Below are 21,421 nucleotides of genomic sequence, written 5' to 3'. Positions count from 1 at the left end.
CGTCAGCCCTCCTGATTCGGCTCGGTCGAGGCCGGAGCCTCTGCGGATGCTGCGCGGCCGGCCTCGGTGCTGGTCGCCGTGGTGCCCGAGGCACCGGAGCGACGCGGACGGGACGGACGCTCGCGACGCGGACGATCAGCGCCGCCTGCGGCTGGAGCTGCAGCGGCGAGCTCGCGCTTGCCACCGACGATGTCGCCCTTGTAGATCCAGACCTTCACGCCGATACGGCCGAAGGTGGTCTTGGCCTCGTACAGGCCGTAGTCGATGTCTGCGCGGAGCGTGTGCAGGGGAACGCGTCCCTCGCGGTAGAACTCCGAGCGAGACATTTCAGCGCCACCGAGACGACCGGAGCACTGAACGCGGATGCCCTTGACGTTCGGCTGACGCATGGCCGACTGGATGGCCTTACGCATAGCGCGACGGAAAGCGACGCGGTTGCTGAGCTGCTCGGCAACACCCTGAGCCACGAGCTGAGCTTCGGACTCGGCGTTCTTGACCTCGAGGATGTTGAGCTGGACCTGCTTGCCGGTCAGCTTCTCGAGTGCTCCGCGGATACGGTCGGCCTCGGCGCCACGACGACCGATGACGATGCCCGGACGTGCCGTGTGGATGTCCACGCGAACACGGTCACGAGTGCGCTCGATCTCGACCTTCGCGATTCCTGCGCGCTCCATGCCGGTGGCGAGGAGCTTACGGATCGCGACGTCTTCCTTGACGTACTCCGAGTACTGCTTGTCTGCGTACCAGCGCGACTTCCAGTCAGTGGTGATACCCAAGCGGAAGCCGTGCGGGTTGATTTTCTGACCCACTACTGAGCCCCTTCCTTGGACGCCTGGCCCTTACGGCGGTTACGGCTTGTTCCACCGGTCTTGGGCAGGCTCTCGACGATCACCGTGATGTGGCTCGTGCGCTTGCGAATCCGGAATGCCCGGCCCTGAGCGCGCGGCTGGAATCGCTTGAGGGTTGCGCCCTCGTCCACGAATGCAGTGGCCACGATCAGCGTGCTGGGGTCGAGATCCAGGTTGTTCTCGGCGTTGGCTGCTGCGGAAGCGATCACCTTGGCGACCGGCTCGCTTGCCGCCTGCGGCGCGAACTTCAGGATGTTGAGCGCGTCCTCGACGGAGCGCCCGCGAACCAGATCGACGACACGACGTGCCTTCATCGGCGTGACGCGGACGTGCTTCGCAACGGCCTTTGCCGTCGGGTTCGCGGCGGTTTCGGTCTTGCTCATCGCCTCTTCGCCTTCCGGTCGTCCTTGATGTGACCCTTGAACGTACGGGTCGGTGCGAACTCTCCGAGCTTGTGGCCGACCATCGAGTCGGACACGAACACCGGCACGTGCTTGCGACCGTCATGGACGGCGAAGGTGTGACCGATGAAGTCGGGGAGAATTGTCGAGCGACGGGACCAGGTCTTGATGACCTGCTTGGTTCCCTTGTCGTTCTGGACGTCGACCTTCGCGAGGAGGTGATCGTCTACGAACGGGCCTTTCTTCAGGCTGCGTGGCATTCTGAACTCCCTCCTAGCGCTTGTTCTTGCCGGTACGGCGACGACGGACAATGAGCTTGTCGCTCGCCTTCTTCTTACTGCGGGTACGGCCTTCGGCCTGTCCCCACGGGCTGACCGGGTGGCGACCACCGGAGGTCTTGCCCTCACCGCCACCATGCGGGTGGTCGACCGGGTTCATGACGACACCACGGACGGTCGGGCGCTTGCCCTTCCAACGCATACGGCCGGCCTTGCCCCAGTTGATGTTCGACTGCTCGGCGTTGCCGACCTCGCCGACGGTTGCGCGGCAGCGCACGTCGACGCGACGGATTTCACCGGAAGGCATACGCAGCGTGGCGTAGGCGCCTTCCTTGCCGAGGAGCTGAATGCTCGCGCCGGCGGAACGTGCCATCTTGGCGCCGCCACCCGGACGAAGCTCGACCGCGTGGATGGTCGTACCCGTCGGGATGTTGCGGAGAGGCAGGTTGTTGCCCGGCTTGATGTCGGCGCCTGCGCCCTGCTCGATCGGCGATCCCTGGGCGATGCCCTTGGGAGCAACGATGTAGCGCTTCTCACCGTCCGCGAAGTGCAGCAGAGCGATGTTGGCTGTGCGGTTGGGGTCGTACTCGATGTGAGCGACCTTGGCCGGCACGCCGTCCTTGTCGTTGCGACGGAAATCGATCAGACGGTACGCGCGCTTGTGTCCGCCACCCTTGTGCCGAGTGGTGATACGACCGTGTGCGTTACGTCCACCGCGACCGTGCAGGGGGCGAACCAGCGACTTCTCGGGCGTGCTGCGAGTGATCTCCGCGAAATCGGAGACACTGGAGCCGCGGCGGCCCGGAGTGGTCGGCTTGTACTTACGGATTGCCATGAGTCTTCTCGTCCTCTATATCCGAAGAGTCCCAGTCGCTTACGCGACCGGACCTCCGAAGATCTCGATGGGCTTGCTGTCGGCGGAGAGCGTTACGAGCGCGCGCTTGGTGTCCTTGCGCTTGCCGTAACCGAATCGGGTCCGCTTGCGCTTGCCCTGACGGTTCTGCGTGTTGACGCTGGTCACGGTGACGTCGAAAATCTTCTCGACGGCGATCTTGATCTGCGTCTTGTTCGAATCCGGGTGCACCAGGAAGGTGTAGGTGCCTTCCTCGATCAGTCCGTAGGACTTCTCGGAGATGACCGGTGCCAGCAAGATGTCGCGGGGATCGGCGATGGTGGTCACTTGCTACCCTCCTCGTTCTTCGCAGGCCCTGCGATGAACGCGTTCAGCGCTTCCACGCTGAAGACGACGTCATCGGCTTCGAGCACGTCGTACGTGTTGAGCTGGTCGGGTGCGATGGGGTGCACGCCTTCCAGGTTCTGGACGCTCTTCCACGCTGCGATGTCCTCGCGACCGACGACCAGAAGAACCTTCTTGCGACCCGAGATCTCGGCGAGGAAGGACTTGGCGACCTTGGTCGACGGGGTCTGTCCGGCCACCAGTTCGGTGATCACGTGCAGACGCTCGCTGCGGGTCCGGTCGGAGAGGGCTCCGCGCAGTGCTGCGGCCTTCATCTTCTTCGGGGTCCGCTGGCTGTAGTCACGCGGCTGCGGTCCGTGGACCGTGCCACCGCCGACGAACTGCGGAGCGCGGGTCGAGCCCTGGCGTGCGCGGCCGGTGCCCTTCTGGCGGTACGGCTTCTTGCCACCGCCGCGAACCTCGCCACGAGTCTTCGTGGAGTGGGTTCCCTGACGAGCAGCAGCGAGCTGTGCCACGACGACCTGGTGCAGCAGTGCGATGTTCGCAGGCGCGTCGAAGATCTCGGCGGGGAGATCGACGGTGCCGTTGGTCTTGCCACCGGCGACCTTGACGTCCAGCGTCAACTTGGTTTCAGTCTTCTTCTCGAGGCTGGTCATGCCCGTGCACCACCCTTCAATGCAGACTTGACGATCACGACGTTGCCGCGACGGCCCGGGATTGCTCCCTTGATCAAGAGCAGACCGTTCTCGCTGTCCACCTTGTGGACCGAGAGGTTCTGCGTGGTCACGCGGTCGCCACCCATGCGTCCGGACATGCGCATTCCCTTGAACACGCGGCCGGGAGTTGCACAGCCACCGATGGATCCGGGGCGACGGTGAACGGCCTGAGCACCGTGGCTCGCACCCTGACCCTTGAAGCCGTGACGCTTCATGGTTCCGGCGAAGCCCTTGCCCTTGCTGGTGCCGGTGACGTCGACGTAGGCGCCGTCCTCGAACACAGCCGCGGTGAGTTCCTGGCCGACCTCGAACTGCGAGGCGTCGGCGACACGGATCTCCACGACGTGGCGGCGAGGCGTGACGCCTGCCTTCTCGAACTGGCCTGTGGTCGGCTTGTTCACCTTGCGCGGGTCGATCGCACCGAATGCGACCTGGACGGCGCTGTAGCCGTCGCGCTCCTGCGTGCGGATCTGGGTGACCACGTTCGGGCCGGCCTTGATCACGGTCACGGGAACGACGCGGTTGTTCTCGTCGAAGACCTGGGTCATTCCGAGCTTGGTGCCCAGAATTCCTGTCGCAGGCCGATTCTTGTTATCAGTCATCGTTGTCTCCGCGCTCACTGGATGTTGACGTCGACACTGGCAGGCAGATCGATGCGCATGAGCGCGTCGACCGTCTTCGGCGTCGGGTCGAGGATGTCAATGAGCCGCTTGTGAGTACGCATCTCGAAGTGTTCGCGCGAGTCCTTGTACTTATGGGGCGAACGGATGACGCAGTACACGTTCTTCTCGGTCGGCAACGGCACCGGTCCGACGACGCGGGCACCCGTACGGGTGACCGTCTCGACGATCTTGCGCGCTGACGCATCGATCGCCTCATGGTCGTAGGCCTTGAGCCTGATGCGGATCTTTTGTCCCGCCACGCTTAGTGTCCTTTTCTTGCCGCTTGTCGTAGAACCGGCCGTTCGGCCCGCTCCACCTCGTATGCACAGTCCCCGAGTCGCTCGGCCTCAGGCCGAAAGGACTCGAACTGCCTTCGTGCTCACACGACGAACCGAACGTTGGCGATCAGGAAAAGACCCGATCCGTTGCCGCTGTTCATCTGTCATGGTTCTCCGGTCCACGCGGTCGGGCGTGTCGCATTTCTACTCATACTTCGACCGCTTGCTCTTCTTCGATACCCTCCGGCACGAGGCCGTCCGGTGCATCTCCGAGCTGGCGAACCGAACGCACTCACATGGAGTGCTGGTTCCGTTCTGCTCTTACCTGGTCGCGGCCGCACGAAGGCGCGTCCCGAGTCCAGGCAACCCGACCAGTATGCCGTAGACCGGCCGTGAGTACAAATCCCGCGTCTTCGACGCCGTCGCACTCGAACTTACTCCGCAGTAAGGTGGAGCCATGGCACCTTCGAACACCACCTACGGACTGTGGCAGAAGCTTCCGCACAACATAGTCGGCCAAGCAGCGTTCTCGGTCGGGATGTGCTTGCGCGTCCCCTATTTCTGTTCCGTACTCCCCCGTGTCCGCCGACTCGAGCCGGGCCGATGCGAAGTCACGGCCCCCACGTGGTGGGGAATCCGCAATCACCTGGGCACATTCCACGCAATCGCCGCATGCAACCTCGCCGAGGTCGCGATGGGCATGCTCGCGGAGGCCACCGTTCCGCCGTCGCATCGATGGATCCCCAAGGAGATGACGGTCCGGTACATCGCCAAGGCGACTACGTCCTTGACCGCTGTTGCCGAGTTGCCGTCGATTCCGAACTTCGACGCGATCGACGGCGCCGATCTGGTCGTCCCGGTGTCCATCACGGACCGCGCGGGCGTGGAGGTGGTGCATGCCGACATCACCGTCTGGCTCTCCCGCGCCGCATCCGGCGACACCTCGGTAGCACCCCATACTTGACCGATGGACATCTACGACGCCGTGGTGGTCGGCGGACGCGGCGCCGTCGGGACGCTGATCGCGCAACTGCTCGAATCGGACGGCCAGAGTGTTCTCACGGTCGATCCGGCAGAACGAAGGGGTGGTCCGGGACACCTGTGTGCCGACGCCCTCGCACCCGATGCCGCCCTGCGATCTCTTCTGGCTTCGGCTGCCGTCGTCGTACTCGCGGTTCCCGAGTCGGTGGCGCTGCAGATACCACTGTCGTTGTTCGGCGAGGAGACGTTGCTGGTCGAAACACTGTCGGTGAAGACTGGTTTCGCCGCTCGGGTGGCCGAAGACCGTACTGGTCCGACGGTGGGCATCAACCCCATGTTCGCTCCCTCGCTCGGCATGGACGGTCGCCCGGTTGCCGCCGTCGTGCACCGTGAAGGAAAGCCGGTCGACGATTTCCTCGCTCGGATCACCTCGTGGGGTGGCCGAGTCGTGACCACCGACGCCGAGGGGCACGACCGTCTGGCCGCCGCGACGCAGGCCCTCACCCATGCATCCGTTCTGGCATTCGGCTCGGCGTTGCGTGCTCTCGACGTCGATCCGGCTCTCGTCGATGCCATTGCACCTCCCCCCGCCAGGACTGCGCTCGCGCTGCTGTCTCGGATATCCGGAGGCGAGCCGGAGGTGTACTGGGACGTTCAGTCCGGCAATCCGTACGCAGCAGCGGCCAGGTCGGCATTGGCGGACAGCGTGCGTGAGCTCGATTCGACGGTGAATTCCGGATCGGAGGCCCGGTTCGCCGAGTTGATGGCCGAAGCAGGGTCTTCGGTGCCCGAAGGCAACGCATATCGAGCACTGTGCGCGGAGCTGTTCGGTATCGTTCGTAGTAGCAGCACGTGAAGGGGGAACCGAACGTGATCGAGAATCCGCGACTTCCCGAGTACGACGCGGACGACGCCGTCGAGAGCGCTGTCGTGAAGCGTCTTGCGAACAACTGGGGTACCCGCGCCACCGTCAAGAAGGCCGAACCCGATCTCGATGACCTCTTCGACCACGACAAGCACGATTTTCCGGAAGCGCTGATTCCGTTCGCCGAGCATCGGACCTACCGCGATCTCCCGGAGCCGACGCGAGAGAAGCTGCGGGCCTGGGGGTGGATCGCATTCAACAAGAACGTGATGGATGTCGAGCAATACGTGGTCAATCCTGGTTTCTCGTTGCTCGCGCAGGACGCGTTCGACACCGGCCTGGGTGATGTTCTGTCGATCGCGGTCACCCAGGCCATGGTCGACGAGCAATACCACACCCTGATGCACTTGAATGCGAGCGCGCTTACTCGACGCAAACGCGGGTGGGCGCTGCGGAGCCGATCACTCCCGTTCAGCGCGACGGTCCGCCGCCGGCAAGCAGCGCAGTCGAACGCCACCGACTCGACCGGTGCGGCGTTGAGCGCGCTTGCATTCACCACGGTTGCCGAGATCTCGATCACCTCGTATCTCGATCTCATCGAGGACAACGATCTGATTCAGCCGGTCAATCGCGCGACTGTGAAATTGCACAATCGGGACGAGTACTGCCATGCCTCGATTGCCGACGAGGTGGCCTGCATCGTCTTCGAATCATTGAATTCGGCAGATCGTCGTTTGTTTCTCGATGGATTGGCCGATGGCATGGATGCATTCTCGAGCACCGATTTCTCGACGTGGGCAACGATTCTCGACCTGGAGGAGATATCCGGCCACGAACGAATGCTGCGCGAAGTAGAGGCCGACGGGAGCCGCAAGAAGTTGCTCCAGGACTACAGCGGAATACGGTCGATGTGCCGAAAACTCGACGTCGAAGACGAAATCGGGATCGAGTGGCAGTGAGCGCTCGATCGAGCGCAATACACCGACAGGTAACATTTCGAGCGGGCGCCTGGATTGGATAGTGGAACGAGCGAACCCGCCACGACCGTCGACCCATTCGTACACCGACCGCACGGAGAATCGATGCCCTTACCCGAGGATGTAGCTGTACTGGTGGAGGACGTCCACAAATCGTTCGACGACGTCCATGCCCTCCGCGGAATCAGCTTCTCGGCGCCTCGCGGCACAGTTCTGGGAATTCTGGGCCCCAACGGCGCAGGCAAGACGACCACGGTCAAGGTGTTGTCGACACTGATCAAGCCGGATACCGGTCGCGCGATCGTCGCAGGACACGACGTGACGACGGACGCTGCGGCGGTTCGACGGTCGATCATGATGACCGGGCAGTATGCCGCGCTCGACGACACCTTGTCCGGCCGCGAGAACATCGAGCTCTTCGGACGCCTGATGGGGCTGGACAAGAAGGCCGCCAAAACGCGGGCGAACGCCCTGCTCGAGGAGTTCGATCTCGCCGACACCGGGAAGCGTCCGGTACGCGGATACTCCGGCGGCATGCGCCGGCGAATCGACATCGCCTGCGGCCTCGTCGTCCGACCCCAGGTCGTATTCCTGGACGAGCCGACGACGGGCCTCGATCCTCGTTCACGGCAGGGGGTGTGGTCGCTGGTCCAGGCACTGAAGGCGCAGGGAATCACCGTGCTTCTGACCACTCAGTATCTGGAGGAAGCAGATGTACTGAGCGACAACATCATTGTCATCGACAGGGGCACCGTCATCGCCGAGGGCACTTCGGACGAGTTGAAGGCTCGAACCGGCGGCAGTTACTGCGAGGTGGTTCCGATGGACCCGTCACAGTTGCTACTCGTGGCCGATGCACTCGGGGAACTCCTACCGGCGGCGAACCGATCCGACCTCGGCCCGGACGCAGTGCGCCTGTCCGTGCCTGCGCCGGGCGGTGCGTCGACGTTGTCCGAGATTCTGCGACGCATCGATTCCGCGGGAATCGACCTCGCCGATATCGCACTCCGACGCCCCTCCCTCGACGATGTGTTCCTGACTCTGACCGGACATTCACATCCCGGCGACGAACGTGTCCCCGCGGCTGCCAGTACAGGCCCCGATCTCTCATGACGGCCACGAGTTCTCGCGAGCACGCCGCAGGTGCCGACGTCGGTCGTTCCGTGTCGAACGTCGGTTCTGCGGCACGGACTGTCCACCGCAAGCGCCGACCGTCGGGATTCGTGCAGTGGCTGGTGCTGACGAAGCGGACCGTGTGGACGATGTTGCGTCACGGCGAGCTCGTCGTGGCGGTGATCGCGCCGCTCATCTTCACCGTCGGCTTCTATCTACCGCTCAAGTTCGTGATGCAGTTGCAGGGCATCGACTACGCCCAGTTCCTGATGCCCATCATCGTCCTGCAAGCCATGGCGTTCACGGCCATCTCGGCATCGCAACGCGCGTCGTCCGAATCATTGAGTGGGTTCAACACGAGATTGCAGACCATGCCGGTCGTAGGTGCCGTGCCCCTGATTTCTCGGATCTGCGCTGGCGTCGTGCGCTCGGTCGTCTCGTTGACGGCGGCACTCGCGTTCGGCCACGTGATCGGCTTTCGGTTCAGCGCGGGCGTGGGGCAGGCTGTGCTGTTCTGCGCCTTCGCGCTGGCGATCAGCACGATGCTCTCGATCGGAGCGGACGCGATCGGCACTCTGTCGAAGAGCCCCGAAGCAACCAGCCAGATGCTCACACTCCCCCAATTGATACTCGGCATGGCCTCGTGCGGGTTCGTTCCCGAATCGGGATTCCCCGAATGGATAAGGCCGATAGTGCGCAACCAACCGATTTCCCAGTTCTCGTTCTCCATGCGCGATATGGCCGAGGGCGGCGTCAGCTTCCACGTGTTGTGGCCGTCGCTCGTATGGATAGCCGGATTGCTGGCTGCGTTCGTTCCACTGGCCCTGTGGGCCAATTCGAGGCGGTCATGAGTACCTCGACCGACGGCGTACGGCAGGTCGGCAATCTGAGCTTCCCCGACCCGACGCTCACGTATCCCGAAAGTTCCGCGCAGGCTCTGTGGACTCACAGCGTGATCCAATGCAAGCGGCTGCTCACGCGGTGGCTGCGCGACCCCTCGACGATGATTCAAGCGTTGCTCTACCCGGCCCTGACGCTCCTGATGTTCAGAATCGTTCTCGGAAATTCGATCTCGGCTGCCACCGGCACCCCGAGTGTCTACGGGACGGTACCGATGATCGCGCTGGTCGGCGCGATGTTCGGATCGATCGTCAGCGCCGTGGGCCTGAAAGGCGAAAAATCGAGCGGTCTGCTCAGTCGGTTCGCGACCACGCCGACACATCGTGCATCCGGTTTGGTCGGGCGCATGATGGCCGAGGCGATTCGCGTCTTCGCGACGACGGTGGTCATCGTCGCAGTGGGAATCATCCTCGGATTTCGCTTCAACCAGGGAATCCTGTCGGCAATCGCGCTTCTGCTGCTCCCCATCGTGTTCGGGATCGGCTTCGCGGTGATGGTCACCTTTCTTGCCACCGTCGCCGGCCAGACACCCCTGGTCGAGGTCGTCTCCATCGGTTGCACACTGCTGATGTTCTTCAATTCGGGGTTCGTACCTGTCGCCGCGTATCCCCCGTGGCTGCAGCCCGTCGTGGCAGCTCAGCCGATGTCGTGTGCGATCGATGCGATGCGCGGTCTCTCGCTCGGTGGGCCGGTCCTGGTTCCGGTCCTGCAAACTCTCGCCTGGTCAGCGGGCATGGTGACGGTGTTCTTGTATCCCGCGATTCGGGGTTACAAGAAAGCATCAGAGACGGGCTAGCGGGCCCCGACCCCGAACTGGATCAGGCCGCAAGACCGAACGATAGGTAAACGATCGTCCATATCGCGCTTTTGATGTATTTTACCGTCCCTGTGCGCTGATAACCTAGGGGCGCCGGAGACGAACCCCCTCGCCCCGGCTTTTCGCTGCCTGCATCTCACCAACCGAGAAGGCCGAAAGAAGGGTCGTTGTACGTGCCGAAACACAGTGGCAGGGTCGCCATTGCTCTCGCATCCGCGGCACTGATCTCGATGGGCAGTGCAGTCGCCTCCGTTCCATCGGCCGCCGCAGATGTACCCGACTCACCACTGCCTGCCGATTTCTCCGACATGGGCGCTGCTCCCGCAGGCGCCAACGACTGGTCGTGTGTGCCGACCGAAGCCCATCCACGACCCGTTGTGCTCGTGCACGGAACGGGCGCGGACATGGCAACCACCTGGCAGACGATGGCACCGGCTCTCGCCGACCAGGGCTACTGCGTGTACGCCCTCGATTACGGCGCCGTTCAGACGCTCCTCGACCCGAACAGGGTCATCTGGGGCCTCGGTGACATCGCAGAATCAGCGGGGCGACTCGCTACCTTCATCGACACGGTCCTGGCGAGCACAGATGCAGAGAAGGTCGACATCGTCGGCCACTCGCAAGGCGGGACGGTCGCGCGCCAGTACCTCAAGTTCAACGGTGGAGCCGACGACGCCAACCCCGCGAGCAGCAAGGTCGAAAATCTGGTCACGCTCGGCGGTACCAATCACGGAACCAACTTCGGCGACATACAGCAGATGTATCTGATCCTGGCAGCCGCTGGACTGGACCAGACGATAATCTCGGAAATGCTGTTCGGTCTGACCGGCCTCGGTACCGCAGGACGTCAGCAGCTGATCGGTTCGCCGTTGCTCCAGCGCCTCAATGCCGGAGGCGAAGTCGAGCCGGGCGTTCGATATACGGTCGTCGGGACCAAGTTCGACAAGGTCGTCACCCCTCCCGAGCGGACGTTCCTCGACCCCAGCGGCTCGGCCGATGTTCACAACCTGTGGGTCCAGGATGGCTGCGAGGCCAATGCGGTTCCGCACCAAGGGTTGACGTTCGACGCCCGCGTCACCTACATCGTCCAGACCGCGCTCGATCCCGCATACGCCGATACCCACACCGCCCCCTGCGGCTGACGCGTCGAGCTCGACTGACGCGCCCGCCGCGGCGACTCGGCCCATGAAAAGACCCCGTTCGATTCACTTCGAACGGGGTCTTTTTCGACGATCAGCGCTGTCAGATGCCCAATGATCGAGCGAGCACTGGCCACGAGTTCTCGAGGTCGTCCTGCCAGTAGCCCCACGAGTGGCTGCCGGAATCGCGGAAGTTGAACGTCGCTGGTATTCCGAGGTCGCCCAACCGGTTCGCCATGTTGTGAGTGCAGAAGTTGGTGGCAGCTTCGATCACTCCACCGACGACGACCTGGTTGGCGAGGGTTCCGACTTTGCCGTCGATCTGCGGGCCGTTCAACGTGTCGTACTGTCCCGGCAATCCGTTGCCGTTCGAGATGTAGAGCTCGAGGCCTCGAAGAGCCTCGGCGTGCACATAGGGGTCGTTCTCAACCCACAGCGGATCGTTGGCAGGTCCCCACATGTTCAGAGTGTTGCCACCACCCCAGGTCTCGGTGGTCAGCTTCACGAACTGCTGACCGATCGGGTCACTGGTCTGCGCGCAACCGCTGTATGCGGCGACGCCCTTGTACAGCCCGGGTGCACTGATCGCCAGCTGCAGCACCGACGTTCCCGACGAGGACACGCCGGCGATGGAGTTGACGCCGTTGGTACCCAATCCTGCATCGATCAGCGGGGGCAGCTCCTTGGTCAGGAACGTGTTCCACTTGTTGACTCCGAGAACAGGATCTGCTTGTTTCCAATCGGTGTAGTAACTCCATTTACCACCGACCGGAGAAACGACGTTGACATTCTTGTCCTTGAAGAAGTCGATGGCATCCGTGCGGAAGCGCCACGTCGCGCTGTCCTCGCCGCCACCTGCGCCGTTGAGTAGATACAGCGTGGGGCGGGGAGCGCTGGTGTCCGCGGGTCGCCATACATCGACCGGGATTTCCTTGTCCATGGCCGCGGAGTAGACGTACACGATCAAATGCTGACCGTCTATGACCTTGGTGTGAGTGATGTGCGAACCGTCCGGAGAGGTGGCCGTTTCGAGTACGTCGCCGGACTCGGTCAGCGGATCTGCCGATGCCGTGGCCATGGTCCCGAACGCGTTCACCGCCAGTGCGGCGGCTACCGCCAACAACGCGACTCGCCCCCTGGTCGATCTCGGCCTCTTCTGGTTCATCAATCGATCTCGCCTTCGTTTCTGGTGTTCACCCACACTAGCCATAGTGAACGCGGCATTCGATACCGGCTACTTACCGAGCAGTCTGTCGGGCAGGTACTGGAATCCGTTACAGAAAGGAATCCAATTCCGGGCCGATCTCGGCGAGCGCCTGCGGTCCGGTCATCTGCGAATGCGAACCCGTAACGGGCCGTTCGACGATGTCGCCACCCACATACGGAGCCCAACTCTGCGCCGCGCCGTCCTGCGACGGCAAATGATCGATCGCGCTGAAGTACAGCAGGTCACCGCCGAACTCCTGCGGGCGATACTCACTGATCAATTCGGCAGATCGAACTGCGCCCGCGAAGATTCGCTTCAGTCGATCACGGTCGATCACCGCGAGGTCCGACGGTATCGCCCGCATCAGCAGGTCGGTGTCGTCTTCCGAGAGATGTTCGATGTTCTCGACCCCACTGACGTCGATTCCGACCTCTGCCAACGCCTCTCGCAGCGCGATTCTGAAATCCGCCACGTCGAGATTGAGATGACTGTCCAACATCGCCAGGACTTCCACGGCCTGACCCGTCCGCTCCAGTTCGACAGCCATCGCATGAGCGATCACTCCTCCGAGTGACCATCCCACCAACCGGTACGGACCGTTCGGCTGAATCTTCCGAATTTCGCGCACGTACCGCGACGCCATCTCCTCGAGCGAGGATGGCAGTTCCGCGTCCTCGGACAACGCGGGCGACTGAATTCCGTAGATCGGTCGATTACCGCCGAGGTATTGCCCGAAACCTGCATAGCACCAGGCCAGACCGTACATTGGGTGGATGCAGAACAGCGGGGCCAGATCGCCTGCCGCCCGAATGGGCAGAACGACGGCGAGTGCGGCGTCGACATTGGTATCGAAATCCACTGCAGCATCCAGAGACTCGATGATCTTGTTCGCCAGTCCGTCCACCGTCGAGTCGCCGAAGAACCACTGAACTCGCACGTCGGCGCCCGTTTCCGTGCGCAGGCGCGCCGCCGCCCGAGTTGCGCTCAGCGAATTTCCACCGAGGTCGAAGAAGTCGTCGTCGATTCCGACCCGGGCCACCTCGAGGACTTCCCCGAACACCGCTGCTACCACAGCCTGAAGCGACGACTCGGGAGCGCGGTACTCCGCCGCCACGAACTCCGCCCGTGGCAGCGCGCGTCGGTCCACCTTTCCATTGACGTTCAATGGGATTGCATCCAGTTCGACGAACACCGACGGCACCATGTACGACGGCAGATCACCGGCGAGCATGTGCGAGAGCGCGCGCGTGTCGAGCGAATGTCCTTGTTCGGCAACGACGTACGCCGCGAGGAACGGACCAGGCGGGACCGTCCCGTCTTCGAGGACGACCACCGCAGTGAAGATGCCGTCGAGTGCAGACAAGGACGCCTCGATCTCACCGAGTTCGATGCGCTGTCCACGCAGTTTGACCTGAAAGTCCGACCGGCCCGCATACTCCAACTGTCCTGCGGAGGTCCATCTGGCGAGGTCGCCTGTGCGATACAGACGCGTACCCGGCGTGAACGGGTTCGCCACGAAACGCTCGGCGGTCAATCCAGGGGCGAGCGCATAACCTCGCGCCAACTGCAGTCCCGCGACGTACAGCTCACCTTCCTCACCGATGGGCACACGACGCAGGCGGCGATCGAGAACGAACACTTCGGTGTTCGCGACGGGCGCTCCGATAGGAACGTGAGCGGCACGCGCACGCTCGTCATCCGCACCGACGAGTGCACCCCGACCGATATCGAAGGAGGTGACCACGGTCGCTTCCGCCGGGCCGTACCAGTTGTGCACGGACGCACCGGTCATCCGTGCGGTCTGCTCGACCTGCCGGACGGCAAGAGCCTCACCCGCGGCGAACACTCGACGGAGCGACACGAGGTCCGCACGGTCCGCGATGTCCATGAATGCGCCGAGCATCGACGGCACGAAATGCACCGTGGTGACCCCGTACCGAGCGATCGTCCGAGAAATGTATTGAGGGTCTCGATGCCCGGCCGGGACTGCGATGACAATGCCGGCCCCGGTCTGCAGCGGCCAGAACAGTTCCCACGTCGAAATGTCGAAGGTGATGGGGGTCTTGTGCAGGACCACATCGTCCGGCCCGTGCGGGAACCTTCTCTGCGCCCAACTCAGCTGACTGACCATCTGCCGATGTGTGGTCACCACCCCCTTCGGGCGACCGGTGGACCCCGAGGTGTAGATGACGTACGCGGCATTGGTCGATCGGAGCGGTCCCCTACGGTCGCTGTCGCCGATCGGTGTGTCCTCGAACGTGGACAGGTCGACGCGGTCGACGTCGATCACGCCGACGGAGGCGTCCGAGGTGAACCCGTCGGATGTCGTCGTGAGCACCACCGACGGTCGAGAATTCGCGATGACGTACGCGTTGCGTTCGGCCGGCTGTTCCGGATCGATCGGGACGTAGGCACCACCCGATTTCAATACCGCGTAGATCGTGACCACGAGATCGATCGATCGTGCCATGGCCACTCCGACCGTGGCATCGGGACCGACGCCGAACTCGATCAACCACCGCGCGAGCCTGTTGATCCTCGCGTCGAGTACCCGGTAGGACAGATTCTCGTCGCCGAACATCACTGCGGTCGCATCGGGATGGGCGCTCACACCGGCTTCGAACATCGACACCAACGTTGCAGACTCATCGAAGTCGGGCTGACTCGTAGCGTTCCACCGATCGAGGTGTGCGCGCTCCTCCTCGAGAAGGACATCGAGATCTGCAACGGAAGCCGACGGTGCGGAGACCACATCGACGAGCAGTCGTCTCAGTCTTGCCCCCAACGATTCGACGACCGAGCTGTCGAAAACGTCGCGCAAATACTTCAGTGAAATATGCAACCGGTCGTCGAGCACGGCCACGATCGTCAACGGATAGTGAGTGGCGCTCGTGGAATCGAAGCTCGACGCCATGGCCCCGGCACCGGTGTTCGCTCGGGAGAGTGCCTCGCCGTCGAACGGCGCCGACTCGAACACCACCAGCGAATCGAACAGCGCCCGCAAGCCCAGGCTCTCCTGGATGTCGCTCAGGCCCAGGTAGTGGTGATCGAACAAGTCCGCCTGCTCGCGCTGCAACCTGCGCAACAGATCTGCGACAGTATCGCCTGCCATGGTCCGCACGCGAACGGGAATGGCGTTGAGGAACAGCCCCACCATGGATTCGACGCCTGCCAATGTCGGCGGTCGACCCGATACCGTCGCGCCGAACAGCACGTCCTCGGAGTCGGTCAATCGTCCGAGCAGCACACCCCACGCCGCTTGCAGGACCGTGTTGACGGTGACACCCAATTCGGCTGCCAGTGCGGCCAGCTGTGCTGTCTCTTCCACCTCCAACACGAACTCGGCGGCCCCGACACCCTTCGATATCTCGTGCGACGGGTCGAAGGGCGCCACTATGGTCGGCTCGACGATCCCCTGTAGAGCGGCGGACCATGCAGCAGCAGCCGATGTCTCGTCACGGGCACCAAGCCATTCGAGGTAGTCCCGGTACGGCCTGACCGGTGTCATCTTCGACTGGTCTCCGTCGGCAACGTACAAATCGAGCAGATCTCGCATGAGAATCGGCGTCGACCAGCCGTCGAACACGACGTGATGGCTGGTGACGATGAGATCCATTCGCCCTGATGCCCTTCGGGTGAGAGTGAACCGAACCAGCGGCGGTCGATTCATCTCGAAGTGCTTCGCGAGGTCGGCCGACGTGACGCGGTCGAACGCGGCGGCGACGTCGTTCTCCGAGGCGCCGGTCAAGTCGACCTCGAGCCACGGAACCACCACGTACCCCGGGACCACCTGGAACGTTGCGCCGGATTCGTTGCTGGTGAACGCAACTCGCAAGTTCGCGTGTCGATCGAGTAGGCCTTGCGCGGCTCGGTGCAACCGCTCCACATCGATGTCGCTTCCCAGTTCCACCACGGACTGGGTGATGTAGACGTCGATCGACGACTCCGCAGCCTGAGCATGGAACAGCAATCCACTCTGCAGTGGAGTCAGCGGCCAGACGTCGACCACACCTGGGAAGTCGCGTTCGAACAGGTCGATTTCGTGTTGGGACACCTCGACCAGACTCAGATCGGACGGAGTCAGTCCACCCGACCCTGGTTGCTCTGCGTGCCACGCCAACGCGTCGAGCAACTTCGACCACAGAGAGAGGAATCTGTCAGCCTCGTCTGTCGTGGTCACGGTGTCGTCGAACGTGACCGTCGTCAGCAGAATGCCGTCGACGATTTCCGGCTCGATCACCAGCGCCTGCGACCCGCCACACACGGGGCAGCTGTCGATCCCGAGCTTCTGCCCGACTCGCACCTGCCTGTGTGTCAGTTGTGCACCGACGAGGGTGCCATCGGCAGCGCTCGAATCGAACTCGACGCTGCGCAGAACAGCTGTCGGACAGCCACTCCGTTCACAGAGAGCCGATCCGCGGACCGTATCGCTCGGAACGGAGCGCAGTCGAGTCTGCTCCTTGAGCAGCTTGATCGACTCGGACAGTGCGGCACCGTCACGGGTGCTCTCACCTCTCGCCATCGCATCGAGCGCCGACGAGTCCGCGCTCACTTCGACGAGGGAGTATTCGAGCAGGCCGCCGACGGTGTTTCCGAGGTCGAGTCCCACCGACGCACCCTGCCGGGCATTCTGCTCCAGCAGCATGACGGTCGAGGCCTTCTCGGTATCGCTCGTCCCCCATACAGCGAGTGCCGAAGCCAAAGCCACAGCCAGTATTTCGTCTGTGGTTGCGTGATACAGAGCGGGAAGCGTCGTCGTCACCGCACGCGCAACCGACTGGTGCGACAGCGCCGTCGACGTAGTAGTTCCCGAGGCGAGGTCGACGCCGTACCGGGACGATACCGACTCTGCATCGCGCGTCTCTTCCGCGCCGCCTGTCTGCCGAAGCAGAGACCACTGCCGCACCGAGGCCGCTTCGCGGGTCGCGGCAACGGCCGGACGAGGTGCGGCGACCCCCGCCGCCGTCAGTCGTGCGAGCGCCGAGACGATCAGCTCCATCGACGCATGGTCTGCCACCAGTCGATGCGCTACGACCACGAGTCGTGCTGACCCGGTCACGCCTCGGCACAACCAGACGAACTGGATCGTCGAGCCGTCGTGGAGACGAAGCCGCGACACCGCGTCCTCGGCCACATCGACTTCGATGGCGTCCATCTCGTCAGCGGTCACCTGCTCGTCGACCTCTATGTGGGTCACTACGCTGCGCGTCTCGATTCCATCGAGACCGAGGCACTGCAGCTGCCAGGTACCGTCGCCGGCCTCGTACAGCTTGGTTCGCAGAAACGGGTGTTCGAGCACAAGGTTGCGGATGTGGGCGTCGAGTTGCGGCAGACTGATCGGTGCCTGCACGTGCAGCACCGCGTAACGGGCCACCCGATCACGGCCCGTCGGCATTCTCACCAGCGATCGAGCCACTGGAGTCAGCGGCATCGGACCGGTGGAATCCAGCACTCCGACAGCATCTTCCGGTCCGATCGATCCCGAAACAACGGCGACCTCGGCAAGACCTGACACGGTCTTGCGCTCGAACACGTCACGGGGGGTGAAGTCGATACCTCGTGCGTGCGCCCGCGCGACGAGCTGGATGGACACGATGCTGTCACCACCGACAGCGAAGAACGAGTCGTCGACTCCTACTCGCTCACGGCCAAGGAGATCGCCGAAGATCTCCGCAAGTGCAGTTTCCACCACTGTCGTCGGTGGCCGGTAGGCGTGCATCTCGAACACCGGCTCCGGTAGTGCGCGACGATCCAACTTGCCGGCCTGAGTCAACGGAACTTGGTCCAGGATCATCACCAGCGACGGAACCATGTGCTTGGGCAAGCTCGACGCCGCATGCGCAAGAAGCGCATCCGTGTCGACTTGGACGCCTGCCGCTCCGTGTACGTACGAGACCAACACCGTGGATCCCGCCGCCGTGCGATGCCCGACGGTGAGAGCAAAATCGATCGATTCGTGTGCCGACAGAGTCGCATCGATCTCACCGAGTTCGATTCTGAATCCACGTACCTTCACTTGGAAGTCCGAGCGCCCGACGTACTCGAGCTCCATCTGCGAGTTCCAGCGCACCAGGTCACCGGTTCGATACAGGCGCGATCCGTCACCGAACGGATCGGCTACGAATCTCGAGGACGTCAACGCACACCGATGGTGGTATCCCCGAGCCAATGCTGTACCGCCCAGATACAGTTCGCCGATCGACCCGATCGGAACCGGACGCAACAGGGAATCGAGCACGAAAGTATCGGTGCCCTCGATCGGTCGTCCGATGGTCACTGGTCCGTCGGCATCGAGCGCATCACTGCAGGTGGCCATGACGGTCGACTCGGTCGGGCCGTACCCGTTGAGGAAACGGCGGTCCTCGGTGGCCCAGCGGGCCACGAGTTCCGGCCCGCATGCCTCGCCTGCGGACAGCACCGTCTGCAACGAATGCAGGTCAGATGCGTCCACCGAGGCCAATGCCGCAGGGGTGATCACCGCGTGCGTGACACGCTCGGCACCGAGCAACTCCGCGAGCGCGTCACCGCCGAATGTCGTCGGCGGTGCGATCACCATGGTCGACGACGCCGACACCGCCATCAGCAGCTCGAACACCGAGGCATCGAAGCTCGGCGAAGACACGTGCAGCGTTCTCGACTCCGGCGTCAATCCGAACTTCTCACGCTGGACATGCGCCAATGTCGCGATCCCGGAATGAGTGACGGTCACGCCCTTCGGGAGTCCCGTCGATCCCGATGTATAGATGATGTAGGCAGCGTTCTCCACCGATACAGCAGACACCCTGTCCCGCTGCAGGATCGGCTCGGCTGATTCGAGGTCGCATCGTTCCTGCAGCACTCGGTCGCCTGCTACGTGCCACTCGATGTCCGCGGGCAGAACGTCCGCGAACTCTGCCGACGTTATTCCAGTTCGGACACCGGAATCGGAGAGCATGTACCTGATTCGGTCTTCCGGATAACTGGGGTCGATCGGCACGAAGGCTGCGCCTGTCTTCGCCACCGCCCATATGCTGGTGATCGATTCCACGGAACGTGGCAATGCGATCGCGACCGACATCTCGGGACCGATGCCCTCGGCGATCAACACGCGGGCGAGCCTGTTGGAGTTCTCGTCCAGGGCACGATAGTTCACCGACACGCCGTCGTGGATGAGGGCCGCCGCGTCGGGATTTGTCCGCCAGGCCCTGTCGAGCAGCTCGGGTAGCGTTGCAGCGTGAACGGCTGTCGGAGCCGAATGCGTTGTCAGTGTTGCGAGTTCGTCGTCGCCGACGATCGAGACCTTTCGCAGCTCGGTGCCGGCGCCCGTAGTCATCCCATCGAGTACCAGCAGCAATCTCGAACCGAGTCGATCGACGGAACTTTCGTCGAACAAGTCACGAGCGTAGGACAGACTCGCGAGCATTCCGCTCGGTCGGCCGGTCGAGTCCAGATTCTCGATCATCGACAACGACAGATCGAATTTTTCTTGTAGATCGCCGAACTCCACCGGCGTGATGACGATGTCGGCGAGCTCGAAACTCGAACTCGGGAGATTGCCGAAAGTCAACGCGACTTGGAACAATGGGTGCCGCGACAGTGATCGCTCGACGTCGACGGCCTCGACAACACGCTCGAACGGCACATCGGCGTGCGCGAACGCCTGGAGATCACGTTCGCGAGTCTGGGCCAGCAGATCGCCCACGGTCATCACCTCGTCGAGCTGGGTGCGCAGAACCAGCGTGTTGACGAACATGCCGATCAGCTGTTCGATCTCCGGTGTACCGCGACCCGCAATGGGTGCGCCGATGGCGATGTCGTCCGTCCCGGACATGCGGCCGAGCAGCACAGCCAGTGCAGACTGGATCACCATGAACATCGTCGTGCCGGTATCTCGTGCCAGTGCCGTCAACTGCGAGTGAAGCGTCGAATCGACCTCGAAGTGAACTGTGCCACCGACCGCGGTCGGCTGCGCCGGACGTCTGCGGTCGGTAGGTAGGTCGAGTTCGTCTGGCAGCCCGGCGAGCGCGGCCTTCCAATATGTAATCTGTTGCGAGGCAATCGACTCCGGATCATCCTCGCTGCCGAGGACCTCACGCTGCCACAGCGCGTAGTCGGCGTACTGCACCGGCAGCGGCGCCCAGCCGGGAGCCTCACCGGCAGAGCGCGCCGCATAGGCCACCATCACATCGCGAGTCAACGGACCCATCGACCATCCATCGGCCGAGATATGATGCGCGACCAGCACGAGCACGTATTCGCGCTCAGCGATCTGCAGAAGTTCGGCTCGCAGCGGTATCTCTTCGGTGACGTCGAACCCGGTCGAGATGAGTTTGCCCACCTCGCGGAGGACGTCGGCTTCCGCGACCGGCACTGGAGTCAGGTTCGGAACAGCTTGTCCAGCATGGAGAATCACCTGCATCGCGACGCCGTCGTCGGTCTCCGGATACATCGTGCGAAGAGATTCGTGGCGCGCAATCACATCCGCCACTGCAGCCCGGACCGCGGACACGTCCAGCTCACCGGACAACCGGATCGCCACCGGCACGTTGTACGCCGCGGACGCCGTATCGAACCGGTTCAAGAACCACATCCGCTGCTGCGCCAACGACAACGGAACAATCTCCGGGCGCTCCTGCGCCACCAGTTCGACGCGCGCACCCGCACCCACCTGCGACTCGACCAACTCGGCCAACGCACCGACCCTGGGCGCATCGAACAAAATCCGGACCGCAAGCCGCGTGTCGAGTGCAACGCTCAACCGAGACACCAACTGCGTCGCGATCAGCGAGTTGCCACCGAGTTCGAAGAAATCGTCATCCAGACCGACCCGGTCGAGACCGAGAACACCAGCAAAAGTATCAGCGACGATCTCCTCCACCGGCGTAGTGGGCGCCCGAAACTCCTTGACCACCACAACCGGAGCAGGCAACGCCTTACGATCGAGCTTGCCACTCGATCCCAGCGGAAACGCCTCCAACTCGACGAACACAGCCGGCACCATGTACTCGGCCAACTTCGACCCCAGCGCGGTACGCACCGCCGCACCATCGAAATCGGACGAG

General features: G+C 63.2%; 16 protein-coding genes and 1 pseudogene. 7 read left to right on the top strand and 10 right to left on the bottom strand.

Annotation, left to right across the window (positions count from 1 at the left end):
- Window positions 1-2 precede the first annotated feature (2 nt).
- Genes rpsC through rpsJ form a run of 8 tightly spaced genes read right to left on the bottom strand, consistent with a single transcriptional unit; the run spans window position 3 to window position 4,363 of the window.
- Window positions 3-809 (bottom strand): 30S ribosomal protein S3, encoded by an 807-nt coding sequence (gene rpsC / locus RY1_RS23975; RefSeq protein ID WP_072806566.1) that lies wholly within the window; start codon window positions 807-809, stop codon window positions 3-5.
- Window positions 809-1,231: a 50S ribosomal protein L22 gene (gene rplV, locus RY1_RS23970; RefSeq protein WP_072806565.1), complete on the bottom strand. Its 423-nt coding sequence runs from the start codon at window positions 1,229-1,231 to the stop codon at window positions 809-811. The genes rpsC and rplV overlap by 1 nt, the downstream gene beginning before the upstream one ends.
- Window positions 1,228-1,509 (bottom strand): 30S ribosomal protein S19, encoded by a 282-nt coding sequence (gene rpsS / locus RY1_RS23965; protein ID WP_008718309.1) that lies wholly within the window; start codon window positions 1,507-1,509, stop codon window positions 1,228-1,230. Before rpsS ends, rplV begins: the two co-directional genes overlap by 4 nt.
- A gap of 13 nt (window positions 1,510-1,522) precedes the next feature.
- Window positions 1,523-2,362 carry a 50S ribosomal protein L2 gene (rplB, locus tag RY1_RS23960; RefSeq protein ID WP_072806564.1) on the bottom strand — a complete coding sequence of 280 codons (840 nt, stop codon included), beginning with the start codon at window positions 2,360-2,362 and terminating at the stop codon, window positions 1,523-1,525.
- A gap of 39 nt (window positions 2,363-2,401) precedes the next feature.
- Window positions 2,402-2,707: a 50S ribosomal protein L23 gene (gene rplW, locus RY1_RS23955; RefSeq protein WP_068432316.1), complete on the bottom strand. Its 306-nt coding sequence runs from the start codon at window positions 2,705-2,707 to the stop codon at window positions 2,402-2,404.
- A complete protein-coding gene (rplD, locus tag RY1_RS23950) occupies window positions 2,704-3,381 on the bottom strand; it encodes a 50S ribosomal protein L4 (RefSeq protein WP_072806563.1) in 678 nt (225 codons plus the stop codon). The genes rplW and rplD overlap by 4 nt, the downstream gene beginning before the upstream one ends.
- Window positions 3,378-4,043 (bottom strand): 50S ribosomal protein L3, encoded by a 666-nt coding sequence (gene rplC, locus RY1_RS23945; RefSeq protein ID WP_072806645.1) that lies wholly within the window; start codon window positions 4,041-4,043, stop codon window positions 3,378-3,380. Before rplC ends, rplD begins: the two co-directional genes overlap by 4 nt.
- Before the next feature lie 14 nt (window positions 4,044-4,057).
- Window positions 4,058-4,363 carry a 30S ribosomal protein S10 gene (gene rpsJ, locus RY1_RS23940; RefSeq protein WP_003938093.1) on the bottom strand — a complete coding sequence of 102 codons (306 nt, stop codon included), beginning with the start codon at window positions 4,361-4,363 and terminating at the stop codon, window positions 4,058-4,060.
- A 475-nt stretch (window positions 4,364-4,838) separates the two neighbouring features.
- Here rpsJ and RY1_RS23930 point away from each other — a divergent pair, with 475 nt between their 5' ends.
- The 7 genes from RY1_RS23930 (at window position 4,839) to RY1_RS23900 (ending at window position 11,176) form a co-directional block, all read left to right on the top strand.
- Window positions 4,839-5,345 carry a hotdog fold domain-containing protein gene (locus RY1_RS23930; RefSeq protein WP_072806561.1) on the top strand — a complete coding sequence of 169 codons (507 nt, stop codon included), beginning with the start codon at window positions 4,839-4,841 and terminating at the stop codon, window positions 5,343-5,345.
- A 3-nt stretch (window positions 5,346-5,348) separates the two neighbouring features.
- The gene (locus RY1_RS23925) at window positions 5,349-6,218 is read left to right on the top strand and encodes a prephenate dehydrogenase dimerization domain-containing protein (RefSeq protein WP_072806560.1); all 870 of its coding nucleotides are present in this window, start codon (window positions 5,349-5,351) and stop codon (window positions 6,216-6,218) included.
- Between the two features lie 14 nt (window positions 6,219-6,232).
- Window positions 6,233-7,186, top strand: a complete 954-nt coding sequence (locus RY1_RS23920) for an AurF N-oxygenase family protein (RefSeq protein WP_072806644.1) — start codon at window positions 6,233-6,235, stop codon at window positions 7,184-7,186.
- 123 nt (window positions 7,187-7,309) lie between these two features.
- On the top strand, window positions 7,310-8,317 hold the full coding sequence (locus tag RY1_RS23915; RefSeq protein ID WP_072806643.1) for an ATP-binding cassette domain-containing protein: 1,008 nt from the start codon (window positions 7,310-7,312) through the stop codon (window positions 8,315-8,317).
- The gene (locus tag RY1_RS23910; RefSeq protein WP_072806559.1) at window positions 8,314-9,168 is read left to right on the top strand and encodes an ABC transporter permease; all 855 of its coding nucleotides are present in this window, start codon (window positions 8,314-8,316) and stop codon (window positions 9,166-9,168) included. Before RY1_RS23915 ends, RY1_RS23910 begins: the two co-directional genes overlap by 4 nt.
- Window positions 9,165-10,013, top strand: coding sequence for an ABC transporter permease (locus RY1_RS23905; RefSeq protein ID WP_072806642.1), 849 nt, complete (start codon window positions 9,165-9,167; stop codon window positions 10,011-10,013). Before RY1_RS23910 ends, RY1_RS23905 begins: the two co-directional genes overlap by 4 nt.
- A 251-nt stretch (window positions 10,014-10,264) precedes the next feature.
- Window positions 10,265-11,176, top strand: coding sequence for an esterase/lipase family protein (locus RY1_RS23900; RefSeq protein WP_072806641.1), 912 nt, complete (start codon window positions 10,265-10,267; stop codon window positions 11,174-11,176).
- 100 nt (window positions 11,177-11,276) lie between these two features.
- Here RY1_RS23900 and RY1_RS23895 read toward each other — a convergent pair whose 3' ends face one another.
- Together RY1_RS23895 and RY1_RS23890 are read right to left on the bottom strand one after the other, a co-directional pair.
- On the bottom strand, window positions 11,277-12,338 hold the full coding sequence (locus RY1_RS23895) for an alpha/beta hydrolase (protein ID WP_072806558.1): 1,062 nt from the start codon (window positions 12,336-12,338) through the stop codon (window positions 11,277-11,279).
- A 109-nt stretch (window positions 12,339-12,447) separates the two neighbouring features.
- Window positions 12,448-21,408, bottom strand: a pseudogene (locus tag RY1_RS23890) (amino acid adenylation domain-containing protein); the annotation flags it as partial.
- Window positions 21,409-21,421: the final 13 nt, after the last annotated feature.

Source organism: Rhodococcus yunnanensis NBRC 103083, from assembly GCF_001895005.1.
Classification (GTDB): Bacteria; Actinomycetota; Actinomycetes; order Mycobacteriales; family Mycobacteriaceae; genus Rhodococcoides; species Rhodococcoides yunnanense.
This window is presented reverse-complemented; position numbering and strand designations above follow the sequence as displayed.